The organism is Falsiruegeria sp. JB4-1 (assembly GCF_055693495.1).
This window is the reverse complement of sequence record NZ_JBVFTZ010000002.1, coordinates 179,719-193,582: the sequence shown is the minus strand read 5'-3', so window position 1 is coordinate 193,582 and position 13,864 is coordinate 179,719. Positions and strand designations below refer to the sequence as shown.

Here is a 13,864-nt window from a genome sequence, read left to right as displayed (position 1 = left end):
CTCAAAGCTGAATCCAGGTTGCCTTGAGGTTTTCGTATTTCTCAAGCGCATGCAATGACCGGTCCGAGCCATTGCCAGATTGCTTTACACCCCCAGCGGCGAGGTCACATCCGCGCCGCTGAAACAGTTCACCTGAACAGTGCCGGATCTGATGCGTCGCGACATGCGATGTGCGCGAGAAATGTCGCGCGACCAGACCACCGACGACAGGCCGTAGACAGTTTCATTGGCGATCGCTACTGCCTCGTCCTCAGTTTCGAAACTGCGGGCGGCGAGTACCGGACCAAACACCTCGTTTTTTGCGATGTCCATGGCAGAAGTCACGCCGGTCAGCACTGTTGGTTCGTGGTAGAAACCACCGCTTTCGATATGAAGTTGATGGCCACCTGTCCACAGTTCAGCTCCTTCACGCAATGCGCGGGACACAGCGGATTGTGTCTTGCTCAGCTGCGCTGCTGTGGCGAGCGCGCCATTTGAATGATCCAAGTCCAAAGGATCGCCGATCTTCAACTTCAGAGCGTGTTCCCGAACCTTGGATAGGAAATCATCGTGGATGTCGCGGTGAACGATCAATCGCGAGGCAGCGACGCAGACCTGCCCGTTGTTGCGAAAAATCGAAGCCGCCGATTCCGCTGCCGCGCGGTCTAGATCAGGCGCATCGGGAAAGACGATGTTTGGGGACTTGCCGCCAAGTTCCAGATAGACCCGCTTCAGGTTGGATTGTGCCGCGTATTCCATCAACCGCCGACCCACGCCGCCCGAACCGGTAAAGGCCATGACGTCGATGTCCATGTGCAATCCCATGGCCGCGCCGACGTCAATGCCACGTCCAGTGACCGCGTTCAGCACGCCGTGCGGCAACCCAGCCTCATGCGCCAGTTGCACGATGCGCAAGGTTGTCAGGCTGGCTTCTTCGGACGGCTTGATCACCACCGAGTTTCCCGCGGCAAGTGCAGGGGCCAGCTTCCAGGCACCGATCATCAGCGGGAAGTTCCAGGGCGTGATGACCCCCACAACTCCTACCGGTTCTCGGTCGATCAAGGACAGGACATCTTTGCGAGTTGGTGTAATTTCCCCGTTCCGCTTGTCGATCGCTTCGGCATAGAAACGGATGGTCTGAGCTGCAGAGAGCGGCTCACCCTTGAGCGCGGAGCGGATGTCCGTGCCATTGTCGCGCGCTCCCAGTACTGCCAGTTCCAGAGCCTTTGCCTCAATCAGATCGGCCCATCTCAGCAAGATGCGTTTGCGTTCTACCGGAGGCATCTCGGACCAATGCCTGGCCTCAAACGACTGCCGTGCGGCGGCGACGGCGCGGTCAACTTCGGACTGGCCAGAGGCCACCAGATCAGTCAGATGCGATCCGTCTATAGGAGAGATCACGGGCAGGATCGTGCCATCCCCCGCGGCGCTGGTTTGACCATCAATGAAGTTCAACCCCTGTGCCACAGGTAGGGCGCGTAAAGCGTCGATACGTGTTTGATCGAGGGTCATGAGGGCTCCTTTGGCCAGTTCATTTGCCCGGGCGCGGTGAACTGGGCTTCGATCCCAAGTTCAAGCAGCGCAGCATTGAACGCATCAAGCGGTGACTTCACGTCCAGATGTAGCGAACGCAAACCTGCCTTTTGTCCGCCCACTACATTGCGCATCTGATCGTCAACAAAGACGCATTGATGTGCCTCAAGTCCCAGATCATCCAGGCACGCCTGATAAGCGCGGGGGTCCGGTTTCAAGATCTTGGTGTAGGTCGCGTCGCTGATCACATCGACATGGTCCAGAAAGCGCAGGGATTGGCGCAGGGTCTTGCCAAAAAACAGGTCCAGTTCGTTTGACAAGATCGCCAGCTTCTTGCCCGAGGATTTCACGATTTTCGCCAATGGCTCCATTTCGGGACGAATGATTTGCTCGGTGTCTTTGCCGCGCGCCGCGATGACGAATTGCGCCATCTCGGTCCATTTTTCACCCAGCATTTGCCCAACCTCGTGTGCTCTGGTCAGCCAATAGTCGCGCTCGGTGATCTCGTCACGTTGCATAGCGGTCCAAAGCGGATCGTTGTCCGGATCAAACGGGCCCATCCAAGTCAGGCTACCCTCTGGCAGGCCAAGATTGCGTTCTGAGAAGCGGTGCGTTTCGAACATGGTCAGCGTGACGACACTGCCAAAATCGAGGATCAGCGCTTCGGCTGGTTCAATAGTCATACCAAGCCTCCACCGCTGGATTGACGCTGTCACCAGGAAACTTGTCTTGCAGAAGGGCAAAGCTGACGGTGATCTCTGCGTCAGTTGCCGCCAGCTCTTTCACCGGGACGGTGCGTTCATAGGCTGACCCTTTGGTTTCGAACGTTCTGTCGATGTCGAGGATCTGCAAGTTGCGGTGCCGCATCAGGCGGTCATATACGAAGCGATAGATCTGCGCGTCATAGACATGGGCCGTCGCCGGATCGCATTGCGTATCAGTCCACAGGTCATGCACCCGGCGGATGTCGAGCCAATCGTTTTGAACGATCTCGGGGGGCGTCCTTGGTTTCCTGCTCGTTGCGTGGGTTGGCAAAGGTATCGGCTCGAAACCCTTCGATGGCGCGGCGGATTTCGGCGCGCGGGATCGGGACAAAGAAAACAGCCTGGTCCGAGCCGAGCAGAGCCTCTGCTTCGTCATCCAACTGGTGCAGCAACTCGGTAAATCGTCCGCCAACAACGGGCAGTTCGGCCACCAAAAGCTCGGCCGGATCGCTGTTCTGCGCGCGCCAATTCATCACGCCATCGCGCACCCAAAGACCGACGGCCTTGCGGATGCCCGGGTGGGTCAGGTTGTCGACCTCGGGGTACTTTTCCAGCCACTGAGGCGTTTCAAAAGGGCGGCGCGCGGCGTCCCATTGCATTGTATGCACCCGGCGCCCGGCCCGATCCGCCAACAGGATGATCTGCTGCAACATCAGGCTTTTGCCAGTGCCGGGCAGGCCCGCGACAAAAATCATGCGGCGGGTTGATACCGCATGCTCCAGCTGCGTTCTGATGGGGCTGTCCTTGGGAATGATGATCTGAGTGTCGCTCATGTGGCCCCCTTAGCGGAATTGATCAACGCTTGGCATTTCGGTGAACGGTACCTCGATCACTGTTGGCACATCCGTGGTGCGCTTGCCTTGCTGAATGGCAGTACGTACCTCTTCCGGCGTGGTGGCCCTCAGGGCTTGCGCACCAAAGCTTTCGACCATGCGAACAAAGTCTGGGTTGTGCAGATCGGTCGCGATCACCCGGCCGCCATAGTTGTTCTTTTGCATCTGCTGTACGTTGCCATATTGGTTGTTGTTGAACAGCAGCACAATCAACGGGATCTTGTGTTGCACGGCGGTGGCAAGTTCCTGCACTCCGAACATGAACCCCCCATCACCGCAAACCGAGATCACCGGAACGTCCGGGCGGGCGACCTTGACACCAAGCGCTGTGGGGAAACCGTACCCCAACGTGCCCTGATAGCCGGTCGAGATGAAGGTGCGCGGATTGTAGACCGGATAGGTGATGCGGCTGGCAAAACCCACCTGTGTCAGTTCGTCGACAAAGATGCCATCCTCTCCCAGCTCTTCGCGGATCACCTTGAGGTAGCTCAGCTGCGGCTCCAGCACCGCCGACCGTTCGGCCCATTTTGCCTTGGCTTCCAGCAGCTCGTCTCTGCGCGAGGCGCGAACCTGGTTGTGCCGTTCCAACCGGGTCATCAGAACGGGCAATGCACGTTCAGCACGGGCCGTGATGGCGCAAGTCGGGGTAAAGAACTTGTCGTGCGTGTCGGGGTCAACGTCGATGCGGATAATCTTTGGTGCGTGGCCCTTGATCCATTTGCGGGCTAAGCACACGCATGTTGGTGCCGATGGCCAGAATCACGTCCGCTTTGTCCCACAGCACCTTGGCCGCGGGTTGGTGCAGCGACAAATAGCTACGCGCGTCGACCACGCCCATGCCGGTGCGATAACCCACAACGGGCGCTTGCAAGGTTTCGGCGAGCTCTCGGACCAAGGTGCTCGACGATTGCGCGCCGCTGCCCACGAAGATCATAGGCGTTTTGGCCTGACCCAGCAGCTTGGCGGCCGCTTCGATTGCGTCCTCGTCCAGTTCAGGCTCTTCGCCTTTGATTTCACCGGACAGAAGATCGACAGGCGCTTCAGCCGCCAAAACGTCCATCGGGATTTCCAGCCCGACCGGTCGGGGACGACCCGACTGCATCTGGCGGAACCCTTCGTGGATCAATCCCGGCACTTCGGCGGGCGCATTGGCCCGATCCGCCCATTTTGTCAGCCCACGGATCACGCCCAACTGGTCGTTGATTTCATGCAGTTCACCCCAGTCCTTGCCAATGGCGCGCGAACTGATCTGGCCGGTCAGGCAGAACAGCTTGGCGTTCAACGCGTAAGCTGTCGACATCGCGGCAGTTGCGTTCAGCAGCCCTGGACCGGGCACCACGTTGAACACGGTTGGTTCATCCTTGGCCAGCGCATAGCCCAGCCCCATATAGGCCGCGCCCTGTTCGTGGCGGGTATGGATGATGCGGAACTTCGCGCGGTGATCGTAGAAGGCGTTATAAAGCCAATCGTTCTGTACACCGGGCAGGCCAAAGATGGTGTCTATGCCGTGATTGTGGAGCGATAGGACGGCCGCTTCGCCGCCGGTCATTTCTTGGGTCATGCCTGTGCCTTGTCTTGCAGCGATCTGAGCGCGTTCAACAGTCGGGTGTTTTCATCCGGTAGGCCAACGGTGGCTCGGATATAATTGGGCAGGTCGAATGCGGGCCGGACCATGACGCCATGGGTCACCAGTTCGTTTGTCAAAGACTTGGCATCCTTGCCTTCAGGGCATCGAAACATGACAAAGTTGGCTTGGCTTTTGCTCACCTCGAAACCCATTTCGGTCAGCGCTTCGGACAGGCGCGCGCGTTCGTTCGTGTTGTTCTTCACTGTTCGGTCCAGATGTGCGGCGTCGTCCAAAGCAGCGATAGCAGCGGCCATGCCCATCGTATTCAGGTGAAAGCTGCGCTTGCGCTTGCGGATTTGCGCTGCGATCCGTTCGGGCGCGATGCCATAACCGACGCGCATCCCGGCCAGCCCATATGCTTTGGAAAAGCTGTGAACTATTACGATGTTTCGATCGTCACGCACATGATGCAGCGCATCGGGCAGGTCGAACTCGGTCGCGAATTGGAAATAGACCTCGTCATAGATCAGGGTCACTTGATCCGGCAGCCCATCCAGGACGGCATCCAGCACGTCCGCACCAAAATACGTGCCGGTCGGGTTGTTGGGATTGCAAAGATAGACAAGCCGGGTGTCCGGTGTGATCGCGTTCAGGATGCCATCGACATCGACGCCAAAATCGGGGCCAACCAGATCGACCTTGTCCACCACAACGCCCTTCTTAAGAAGAGAGCCGGTATAGGCGCCAAAACAGGGCGGGCAGATGATGGCACGTTGACCGGGTTCCGTCAGCGCCTCTTCGATCAGAGACAGAACCTCGACCCCGCTGTTGGCGGAAAAAAACTGTTCGGTCTGCATGTTCTGGCCGTGAAACTCGGCCAGTTTCTCACACAAGGCCACGTCCGTGCGTTCGGGGTAGATATTGGCGTCCACCAGTGCATCACGTGCTGCTGCAACGGCGGCGGGAGAGGGGCCAAAGGGGTTTTCATTCGAGCTGAGCTTGGTGATCGGCTGGTCGGGCGCAAGGTCTTGGACCTCGGCCGCGGAGAGGCCGACCTGGTAACCACTGGTATCTGATTGAGTCATGTCTGGGGGCATCCATGAATTCGGTTGCGTTGCGGCTTGTCTATCGCAGAGCGTCCGTGTCGTCTGTCCTTATTCAGGGGGGACACGGGTGCCGTTGCCTTTGAATGTCTGTCCGCGCATTGTGCCCTTATGTCCTTGGAAGATTTTTTTAGCGGCCCCGGTGCGCCCGACTTTCTGCACATCTTTTCGACCTGTCTGCAGTCGATTGGCACGCCGGGCTTCAATACGCAGTTTCTGGAGCTGATTGAACAGGTCATCAAGGCGGATCAATGTATGGTCTTTTCCTACAAAACCCCAAGGCCGCAGTGTTACCTGACATACAATGAACGCCACGCCAAAGGCGTGCAGAACATGGTGCAAACCTATCTGCGTGATGGGTTCAAAAGCGACCCTTCGCGCGCTGCGATCGAGCAGGTAAGACAGACCGGAAGAACTCTCATTACGACGATGGAAGACGTAGGCGCTCATGAGACTTTTGCAGTTGGTGGTATTGGTGATCGACTGACCATTATCGCTCGCCGAGACGACGACGTCATCGCGATGAACTTTTTCCGGTTCACGGAAAATGGGCGCTTCTCCATCAGTGAAAACAGTCTGCGACTGGATTTCTGGAACGCGATTGCGCAAATCGTGCTGCTCCATTTTTCTGAACGCAACGGGGCAAGGGTGCGCAGCCCGTTAAACTCTTTGTCTGCGCGGGAAAAAGAAATTTGTGAAGGGATGCTCCGGGGTCTCACCGCAGATGCCATCGCATGGGAGTTGAACGTGGCACCGAGCACCGTTTTGACCTACCGAAAACGAGCTTATGAAAAATTGGGGATCAATTCAAAATCGGCGCTCTTCATGCTGTGTAACACCGGCTCTTAGGTGTTTTCGTTTTTCCAGACCACGTTTCGAAGGGCTTCGTATTCCTCATCCGTGGGTTTTTTGCCAGTGATGCAATAAAGATAGTCCCACCCGCGTGCGGCCCGCGTTTCCATCGTTTCGCGTTGGTCCAATGCGTCATACCCAATCTGAGTGAAATAGGTGATCCGCGCTCGGGTCTCGGATTCGGACTGCGGATAGCCAAAGCGCTCGAACATTTTTGCCAAAGCGTCCAGCCTTGCGGCATCTGAGATGTCCAACGCCCGCCGGACACTGCCCGACCGTCTGGCCCAATCGCGGATCGCAAAATCAAGTTGCGTGTCAAACGAACCGTCTGCAACCCAACTGCCATAGACCTGAACCAGTGCCAGGTTGATCGTAGCGGCCGGTCTTTTGGTGCTCTCGACCAGTGCCTTGGTGTTGGTCGACTGCCAGTGATCGAGCAGCGCGTTCAACAGGTCGGTACGATTTTTGAAAAACCAATAGAAACTGGATCGTGCGCATTCGAGTTTCTCGGCCAAGGTCAGGACTTTGACGCTGTCCACCCCGTCGGAAATCAATGTGTCCAACGCTATTTGAATCCAGTCCTCTCGGCTGGTTCGACTGGGCCCCCGGCCGCGGAGTTTGGTCGATCTATCCAATATGCTGTCCATCCTGAACGTCCAACGTGTACATAGATGTATTTGGGCCGCAAGAGACTATTGGTCCGAGTATTGTATGCGCGGGCGCACAAGATGCTTCTTGGCGCCGACGGTGTACTAGCACGCTTGAAAAACCGCCTGCGCTTTTAACCGAAAGTAGTACGGAGCATGGTGTTCAAGAAGATTGAGAAGTTTGGGTTCTTTCTGGGCCATTCCAAAAAAGCAGTATCCTGCTTGTTCAGATCCTCAAGGGTCAAAGGTCGGATACCATTGGACCGACCAACATCTGCGTGCCAATTCTCGACTTGTTCCCAGTCTTTGGGTGGGCCATCGTGCCAATCAAATGCTGCCGGAATGTTGGGCAATCCAATTTGTTTCCAAACTGAGGCCAGAGTCGTCTGAGGATCCTGGCGAACAGCCTCGGCTTCTACGACGCAAGGGGTTTGCCCAGAATCAACGAGAGCCTGGTAATGACGCCACTGCTGTTCGATGCCAATCTCGTCACAAGTAACATCAGGATCCAGCTTGAAGTATGAAAGGATCGAAGCAACGGGATTGCGGATCAGGAAGAGATTCACCAGCCGATCACCGAACACTTCATCGTTCAGAATATGCGGCATGACATAATAGCTCATATCCTTGATGAATACGGGCTGCTCTTCCGCCCGCGTCAGCAACATGTCACGAATGGCCGCATAGCTTTTGGGGTGGTCGTCCTGGACGTCAAAATGCGGCATCTCTCTGACACTGCGATTGATGTAATAATCGTACATGAAGGGTTCATGAGCACAATCAAGGTCCCCGCGTTCCCGCATTATCCTTTCCATGGCAGTGGACATCGAACGTGGGTGGGACCACAGGGCATAGATCTTGTGCATTGGAACCCTCACAACCAACAAAAAATCCATGACAGCGAAAGAGTTATTTGCGTCACTGTCAATCCAAATAGCGTGGTTTCAGTTTCAAGAAATCCGTCCGCGCTGCAACATTGGTGTTACGCCGAAGGCAGCCCGATACACGCGTGAGAAATGACCAGGACTTTCGAAGCCGCAGGCAAACGCGACCTCGGTGACTGAGGACTCGGTTTGAACCAGCAGATTGCGGGCACGATCCAGACGCATTTCCATAAAGTACTTTTTTGGTGATGTGTTCAGGTATTTACCAAACAGCCGTTCCAGTTGTCGCGTCGAAATGCCAACCAGCTCTGCGATCACAGTTGGGGATACTGGATCAGTAATGTGGTTCTGCATGATCTGAATCGCTTTCGTCAGATGTGCGTTTCGCATACCGTTGCGTGACTGAAGCGACACCTTCTGCTCTGCTGTGGCATTGCGAACGGCATTATAGACCATCTGATCCGCCACAGCGACGGATAGGTCGTGCCCATGGTCCTGCTCGATGAGATGCAGGATCAGATCTGCCGTAGCGGTTCCGCCGGACGCTGTCATGTGTTTCTCGTCTGCTACAAAGACGCTGCGAACAAGATTCACCTCGGGGAAGGCTTCCATGAAGCTGTCGTGATATTCCCAGTGGATCGCGGCCTGCATGTCATCGAGAAATCCCGCCTGGGCTAAAACCCATGCTCCCGAACACAAGGCGCCGATAGACGTGCCGCGCACCCGTTCGCGTCGCAATGCGGCAAGCAACGGTTTTGAGACGTGGTTGCGCATATGAATGCCGGAAAGAACGAACAACTGGTCACATCGGGGCAGGTTGTCAAAGCGCGCGTGAACCAACGTGACCGATTCATTCGAACAGGTCGCCGTTTCACCATTCTCGGAGGCAAACGACCAACGATACAGCTCTTCACCACTGACCAGGTTGGCGATGCGCAAAGGCTCGACCGCACAGGAAAACGCAAGATGCGAGAATTCTTCGACCAGAAGAAAGACAAAGTGCTGTGTCTTGGACATGGCGTGACCCAATTCAAAGTTACCGGGGCGTGGCGTCTGTTTTGTCCTGCGACGCAGGTCTCAGGCTAAGCCAAGATTCGACTGCGCGGCAAGATAATGCGGGGTACGCTACTTATATTTTGCACACAACATTTTTTTACTGTGTACACAATATGTATTTTTATGCGATAGAGCGTTCGTCAACTTCGCAACCGATTCAGGGAGGTGCTGGTGAAGGACGCCGCGAAGAACCGCAAAGCCGAACTTTATGATTGGCTCAAGACCGCGATCATGACCTTGGATCTGCGGCCCGGTGACGATCTGGATGAAAGTCGGCTGTCGGACGAATTTCAGCTGTCGCGCACACCCTTGCGCGAAGTGCTGCGCCAGCTTGCGGGCGAGGGGTACGTTGATCTGCGTGAAAACCGCGGTGCGCGGGTAAGCGAGATGTCCCACATGACCCTGCGCGACTTCTTTCTGGCCGCACCGATGATCTATGGCGCGGTGCTGCAACTGGCGGCACAAAACGCGCGTTCCGAACAGGTCGAAGACCTGAAGGCGGCGCAAGAGGTTTTCAAATCCGCACTGCGTTCGGGGTCTGGCGCAGACCGCGCCATGGCCAACAACCGTTTTCACGAGGTGACCGGAGAGATGGCGGACAACATCTATCTGCTCCCCTCGTTCCAGCGCCTGCTGATCGATCATGCGCGCATCTCGATGACCTTCTACCGCCCGCAAGACGCGCAGATGGTTGAAAACGTGTCCGAGGCCAGCGCCCAACACGACGCCATCATCGCCGCCATTGAAGCGCGCGATGAGGTGGCTGCTGCGCAACTGGCCATCGACCATTGGAACCTGTCCCGAGACCAGATTGAACTGTTCGTCATGCCCGCCGGGCTCGACGTGCAACTGGGCTCGGTCACACGAAAAACACCTGCTTGAGGACCATCATGACTCCCTGTTCGAATTCAAAGGGATCTACACGCCTGTTGTGACCCCCTATCACGCGGATGGCAGCGTCCATTGGGACGGCTTGGCGAACGTGATCGAATACCTGATCGAAAACGGCGTGCACGGCCTAATCTCGGGCGGTTCGACCGGCGAAAACTATGCCCAAACCGTCGAAGAGCGGCTGGAGCTGGCCAAGTTCACGCACCAGCAGCTCAAAGGACGTCTGCCGCTGGTTGTGGGCACCGGAGCCATGCTGACGCAGGATTCCATTGCGCTTGCATCCGGAGCACGGGACATGGGTGCCGAGGCCATCCTGCTCGCCAGCCCGCCCTATTCGGTGCCCACCGATCGCGAGAACGCGTTGAACGCATTGGCCATCGACAAGGCAGCTGACCTGCCGATCATGCTCTATAACTATCCGCACCGCACCGGCACGATGATGGGAGAGGAGTTTCTGGACCGTGTCGGCCGGTCACGCAATTTCTGCGGCATCAAGGAAAGCTCGGGTGATATTAATCGGGTGCACCTGCTGGCGCGGGACTATCCTCACATCCAACTGGGGTGTGGCATGGATGATCAGGCGCTCGAATTCTTTGCCTGGGGCGCGCCGTTCTGGGTTTGTGGCGGGTCGAACTTTCTGCCGCGTGAACATGTGGCGCTCTACAATGCCTGCGTAATCGAGGGCAACTTTGCCAAGGGCCGCCGGATCATGTCGGCGATGATGCCGCTGATGCGGGTGTTGGAGCAGGGCGGCAAGTTCATCCAGACCATCAAACACGGCGTCACCATGAACGGGATCGAGGCCAGTGTTGTGCGCCCGCCGCTCAAAGGGCTGAACAAGGACGATAAGCGCGCGCTGGAACAGGTCACGCGCGTGCTGAAACAGAAAATCGCAGATATCGAGGCGGAGGGATAAATCATGTCGCTGCTCACTCAGGACGAATACAAATCCATCGCCGCAAACCTGACCCCGCCAACCGGGGCCTTCATCGACGGAGCCTATCGCCCGGCGATCTCGGGTAAGACGTTTGAGACGTCGAATCCCGCCACGGGCGAGAAACTTGCCGACATTGCCGCGTGCGGGGCCGAGGATGTGGACTTTGCCGTCGAAAAGGCGCGTGAGGCGTTTGAGGACGGTCGTTGGTCTCGGATGCATCCGTCGGATCGCAAGGACGTGCTGATCCGGTTGTGCAAGCTGATGACCCGGAATGCACGTGAACTGGCGGTGATAGAAAGCATCGACAGTGGCAAAACGATCTACGACTGCGAGACGGTGGATGTGCCCGAGACCATTCACTGCATCAAATGGCATGCCGAGGCGATCGACAAAATCTATGATCAGGTCTCGCCTGCATCGGATGATCACATCGCCATGGTTGTGCGCGAGCCCATCGGCGTTGTGGGTCTGGTGCTACCGTGGAACTTTCCCCTGCTGATGCTGGGATGGAAGATCGGCCCGGCGCTCGCCGCAGGTTGTTCGGTTGTGGTGAAGCCAGCGACCGAGACCACGCTGACCGCCCTGCGCCTGGCGGAACTGGCGATGGAGGCTGGCCTGCCTCGCGGGGTTCTGAACATCGTGCCGGGTGGCGGCGCCGATGTGGGCGAGCCAATCGGTCGTCACATTGACATCGACATGGTGTCCTTCACCGGCTCGACTGTCACGGGCAAACGGTTCCTTGGGTATTCGGCAGAAAGCAACGCCAAAGAGGTGGTGCTGGAGATGGGTGGCAAGAACCCGGCCATTGTGATGGACGATGCTGAAAACCTCGATCGCGTCGCGGCGCACGTGGTGAACGGCGCGTTCTGGAACATGGGCGAAAACTGCTCGGCCTCTTCGCGGCTGATCGTGCACAAAGATGTAAAGGCAGAGCTGCTGGAACGTATCGCGCATCACGCCAAACACTGGAACATCGGCGATCCGCTGGACCCCGAAACCCGTATGGGTGCACTGGTCAGCGAAGGGCATTACACCAAGGTGTGCGGCTATCTGGAACAGGCCGAAAACGTGGTGATCGGCGGCAAAGCCCAGGATGGGTTTGTCGAAGCGACGGTTGTCGAGGTATCCGGCAACGACGCGGTCCTGGCGCGAGAAGAGATCTTCGGCCCCGTCCTGTCGGTGATTGAAGTGTCGGGTTTTGACGAAGCCATCAGCATTGCCAATGACACTGACTATGGCCTCTGCGCTTCGATCTTCACCGCCAACGCCAAACGCGCCATCCGGGGTGCGCGGGCAATCCGGGCTGGCACGGTGACGGTCAACAGCTTTGGTGAAGGGGACATCACCACGCCCTTTGGCGGATACAAGCAGTCCGGTTTTGGCGGTCGTGACAACTCGGTCCATGCCCATGATCAGTACACTCAGCTGAAAACCATCTGGATCGATCTGGCAGATGACGAAGACGAGGCGGTGGATTGACCGGCTACACTGCCAAACGATTACCGAGGCAAACGGGGCCAGCAGGGTGGAACGCCATCCTGCCTGAGCAACCTGCATTGCCCGTGCTGGAGCAGGACTTGACCGTCGACGTCACGGTGATCGGTGGTGGTTTTGCTGGGCTTAGCACGGCGCGGCGGCTGCACCAGCTGGACCCCAACCTGAAGATTGCTGTTGTCGAAGCTTAGCCGTTTTGCGGACAGTTCAGCGGGGCGAAACTCGGGCTTTATGATCGACCTGCCGCATGATTTGTCGTCCGACAATTATGCGGGCGACGGGTTGGAGGCTGACCGGGCTGAAATCGCGCTGAACCGGCGCGCGATTGGCTTTGCCGAACAGGTCGCGGCAGAATGCCAAATGCCGGATGAGATATTTGACCCGTGCGGCAAGTACAATGCGGCCGCAACCCGGGCGGGCGACAGGCATAACCGCGGTTATGTCGAACATCTAAAGCGTTTGGGGGAGCCTTGCGAGTACCTCGACAAAACGCAGATCGCCGAGATCACGGGTAGCCCGCATTACACATCGGGTGTGTTTTGCCCTGGTACGGTGATGCTCCAACCGGCAGGGTACATTCGTGGATTGTCCCAACTTCTGTTGGGTCAGATCGATGTGTTTGAGAATACGCCTGCGATCCGGTTCGAACGTCATGGCAATAGCTGGCAGGTGATGACACCCAAAGGCAAGATCACCACTGGAACCGTCGTGTTGGCCAACAATGGGCATCTAGAGAGCTTTGGCTTTTATCAACGTCAGTTGATGCACATCTGCCTTTATGCCTCGCTAACCGAACGACTTACTGAGGATCAGGCGAAAACTCTGGGTGGCCAAGCTCGTTGGGGCGTCACCCCCGCTGACCCGATGGGAACTTCCGTGCGTCGGATTTCTGGCAGCTATGGCGACCGCATCCTGATCCGAACCTGCGCCAGTTTTCATCCCACTATAGAAACCAGCCCCATGCGAGTGCGCAACGCGGGTTGGGTGCATGACCGGAAGTTCCGCGAGCGATTTTCGCACCTGAATGGTGTACGGATGGAACATCGGTGGGCCGGGATGCTTTGCCTCAGCCGAAATGGGTCGGCTGCGTTTGGCGAGCTCGAACAAGGCGTCTACTCTGCCTGCTGCCAGAACGGGTTGGGCACGGCGCGGGGAACATTACAAGGGATGGGCATTGCCGAACTGATCGTGCAGGGGCAATCGGCCATTGCCGATCATTTCCTGGCGCAGCCTGAAATGCCGAGACTGCCGCCCGAGCCCTTCGCTGCCTTGGGGGCCAACACCTATCTCATGTGGAAGGAATGGCGCTCGGGCAAGGAGTAGG

General features: G+C 57.3%; 16 protein-coding genes and 1 pseudogene. 6 read left to right on the top strand and 11 right to left on the bottom strand.

The genetic code is table 11. The features are described 5' to 3' along the window. Nucleotide 1: 1 nt before the first annotated feature. From ACZ1HE_RS22885 to ACZ1HE_RS22850, 8 genes and pseudogenes are all read right to left on the bottom strand, one after another. Nucleotides 2-1,491 (bottom strand): annotated as a pseudogene (locus ACZ1HE_RS22885) (aldehyde dehydrogenase). After that, nucleotides 1,488-2,195 carry an HAD-IA family hydrolase gene (locus ACZ1HE_RS22880; RefSeq protein WP_472624928.1) on the bottom strand — a complete coding sequence of 236 codons (708 nt, stop codon included), beginning with the start codon at nucleotides 2,193-2,195 and terminating at the stop codon, nucleotides 1,488-1,490. The pseudogene ACZ1HE_RS22885 and the gene ACZ1HE_RS22880 overlap by 4 nt, the downstream one beginning before the upstream one ends. Beyond that, nucleotides 2,185-2,469 carry a hypothetical protein gene (locus tag ACZ1HE_RS22875; RefSeq protein ID WP_472624926.1) on the bottom strand — a complete coding sequence of 95 codons (285 nt, stop codon included), beginning with the start codon at nucleotides 2,467-2,469 and terminating at the stop codon, nucleotides 2,185-2,187. The genes ACZ1HE_RS22880 and ACZ1HE_RS22875 overlap by 11 nt, the downstream gene beginning before the upstream one ends. Next, entirely contained in the window at nucleotides 2,462-3,049 is a 588-nt protein-coding gene (locus ACZ1HE_RS22870; protein WP_472624924.1) for a DEAD/DEAH box helicase family protein, read from the bottom strand. The genes ACZ1HE_RS22875 and ACZ1HE_RS22870 overlap by 8 nt, the downstream gene beginning before the upstream one ends. Before the next feature lie 9 nt (nucleotides 3,050-3,058). Next, nucleotides 3,059-3,844 (bottom strand): thiamine pyrophosphate-dependent enzyme, encoded by a 786-nt coding sequence (locus ACZ1HE_RS22865; protein ID WP_472624922.1) that lies wholly within the window; start codon nucleotides 3,842-3,844, stop codon nucleotides 3,059-3,061. Further along, a complete protein-coding gene (locus ACZ1HE_RS22860) occupies nucleotides 3,783-4,670 on the bottom strand; it encodes a thiamine pyrophosphate-binding protein (protein WP_472624920.1) in 888 nt (295 codons plus the stop codon). Before ACZ1HE_RS22860 ends, ACZ1HE_RS22865 begins: the two co-directional genes overlap by 62 nt. Further along, nucleotides 4,667-5,761 (bottom strand): pyridoxal phosphate-dependent aminotransferase, encoded by a 1,095-nt coding sequence (locus ACZ1HE_RS22855; protein ID WP_472624918.1) that lies wholly within the window; start codon nucleotides 5,759-5,761, stop codon nucleotides 4,667-4,669. The genes ACZ1HE_RS22860 and ACZ1HE_RS22855 overlap by 4 nt, the downstream gene beginning before the upstream one ends. 69 nt (nucleotides 5,762-5,830) lie before the next feature. After that, nucleotides 5,831-6,229 carry a hypothetical protein gene (locus tag ACZ1HE_RS22850; RefSeq protein ID WP_472624916.1) on the bottom strand — a complete coding sequence of 133 codons (399 nt, stop codon included), beginning with the start codon at nucleotides 6,227-6,229 and terminating at the stop codon, nucleotides 5,831-5,833. Here ACZ1HE_RS22850 and ACZ1HE_RS22845 point away from each other — a divergent pair. After that, nucleotides 6,209-6,628: a helix-turn-helix transcriptional regulator gene (locus ACZ1HE_RS22845; RefSeq protein WP_472624914.1), complete on the top strand. Its 420-nt coding sequence runs from the start codon at nucleotides 6,209-6,211 to the stop codon at nucleotides 6,626-6,628. The genes ACZ1HE_RS22850 and ACZ1HE_RS22845 overlap by 21 nt on opposite strands. Here ACZ1HE_RS22845 and ACZ1HE_RS22840 read toward each other — a convergent pair. The 3 genes from ACZ1HE_RS22840 to ACZ1HE_RS22830 all read right to left on the bottom strand — a co-directional run bounded on the left by ACZ1HE_RS22840 (nucleotide 6,625) and on the right by ACZ1HE_RS22830 (nucleotide 9,179). Then, nucleotides 6,625-7,194, bottom strand: coding sequence for a TetR/AcrR family transcriptional regulator (locus ACZ1HE_RS22840; protein ID WP_472624912.1), 570 nt, complete (start codon nucleotides 7,192-7,194; stop codon nucleotides 6,625-6,627). The two genes, ACZ1HE_RS22845 and ACZ1HE_RS22840, sit on opposite strands and share 4 nt — an antisense overlap. Before the next feature lie 218 nt (nucleotides 7,195-7,412). Then, a complete protein-coding gene (locus ACZ1HE_RS22835; protein ID WP_472624910.1) occupies nucleotides 7,413-8,144 on the bottom strand; it encodes a sulfotransferase-like domain-containing protein in 732 nt (243 codons plus the stop codon). Nucleotides 8,145-8,228: 84 nt separating this feature from the next. Further along, complete coding sequence (locus tag ACZ1HE_RS22830; protein WP_472624908.1) at nucleotides 8,229-9,179, bottom strand: GlxA family transcriptional regulator; 951 nt, start codon at nucleotides 9,177-9,179, stop codon at nucleotides 8,229-8,231. Nucleotides 9,180-9,389: 210 nt separating this feature from the next. Here ACZ1HE_RS22830 and ACZ1HE_RS22825 point away from each other — a divergent pair, with 210 nt between their 5' ends. The 5 genes from ACZ1HE_RS22825 to ACZ1HE_RS22805 are packed head-to-tail and all read left to right on the top strand — an operon-like array spanning nucleotide 9,390 to nucleotide 13,863. Continuing rightward, nucleotides 9,390-10,100, top strand: a complete 711-nt coding sequence (locus ACZ1HE_RS22825) for a GntR family transcriptional regulator (RefSeq protein ID WP_472624906.1) — start codon at nucleotides 9,390-9,392, stop codon at nucleotides 10,098-10,100. Nucleotides 10,101-10,149: 49 nt separating this feature from the next. Beyond that, nucleotides 10,150-11,025 carry a dihydrodipicolinate synthase family protein gene (locus ACZ1HE_RS22820; protein WP_472624904.1) on the top strand — a complete coding sequence of 292 codons (876 nt, stop codon included), beginning with the start codon at nucleotides 10,150-10,152 and terminating at the stop codon, nucleotides 11,023-11,025. 3 nt (nucleotides 11,026-11,028) lie between these two features. Beyond that, a complete protein-coding gene (locus tag ACZ1HE_RS22815; protein WP_472624902.1) occupies nucleotides 11,029-12,525 on the top strand; it encodes an aldehyde dehydrogenase in 1,497 nt (498 codons plus the stop codon). Further along, entirely contained in the window at nucleotides 12,522-12,731 is a 210-nt protein-coding gene (locus ACZ1HE_RS22810; RefSeq protein ID WP_472624900.1) for an NAD(P)-binding protein, read from the top strand. The genes ACZ1HE_RS22815 and ACZ1HE_RS22810 overlap by 4 nt, the downstream gene beginning before the upstream one ends. Next, nucleotides 12,718-13,863, top strand: a complete 1,146-nt coding sequence (locus ACZ1HE_RS22805) for an NAD(P)/FAD-dependent oxidoreductase (RefSeq protein WP_472624898.1) — start codon at nucleotides 12,718-12,720, stop codon at nucleotides 13,861-13,863. The genes ACZ1HE_RS22810 and ACZ1HE_RS22805 overlap by 14 nt, the downstream gene beginning before the upstream one ends. Nucleotide 13,864 lies beyond the last annotated feature (1 nt).

Bases quoted from the DNA above. Each gene is read 5' to 3' on its own strand.
- ACZ1HE_RS22880 (WP_472624928.1), bottom strand. From the start codon at position 2,195: ATGACTATTGAACCAGCCGAAGCGCTGATCCTCGATTTTGGCAGTGTC.
- ACZ1HE_RS22870 (WP_472624924.1), bottom strand. From the start codon at position 3,049: ATGAGCGACACTCAGATCATCATTCCCAAGGACAGCCCCATCAGAACG.
- ACZ1HE_RS22860 (WP_472624920.1), bottom strand. From the start codon at position 4,670: ATGACCCAAGAAATGACCGGCGGCGAAGCGGCCGTCCTATCGCTCCAC.
- ACZ1HE_RS22855 (WP_472624918.1), bottom strand. From the start codon at position 5,761: ATGACTCAATCAGATACCAGTGGTTACCAGGTCGGCCTCTCCGCGGCC.
- ACZ1HE_RS22845 (WP_472624914.1), top strand. From the start codon at position 6,209: ATGGAAGACGTAGGCGCTCATGAGACTTTTGCAGTTGGTGGTATTGGT.
- ACZ1HE_RS22850 (WP_472624916.1), bottom strand. From the start codon at position 6,229: ATGAGCGCCTACGTCTTCCATCGTCGTAATGAGAGTTCTTCCGGTCTG.
- ACZ1HE_RS22835 (WP_472624910.1), bottom strand. From the start codon at position 8,144: ATGCACAAGATCTATGCCCTGTGGTCCCACCCACGTTCGATGTCCACT.
- ACZ1HE_RS22830 (WP_472624908.1), bottom strand. From the start codon at position 9,179: ATGTCCAAGACACAGCACTTTGTCTTTCTTCTGGTCGAAGAATTCTCG.
- ACZ1HE_RS22815 (WP_472624902.1), top strand. From the start codon at position 11,029: ATGTCGCTGCTCACTCAGGACGAATACAAATCCATCGCCGCAAACCTG.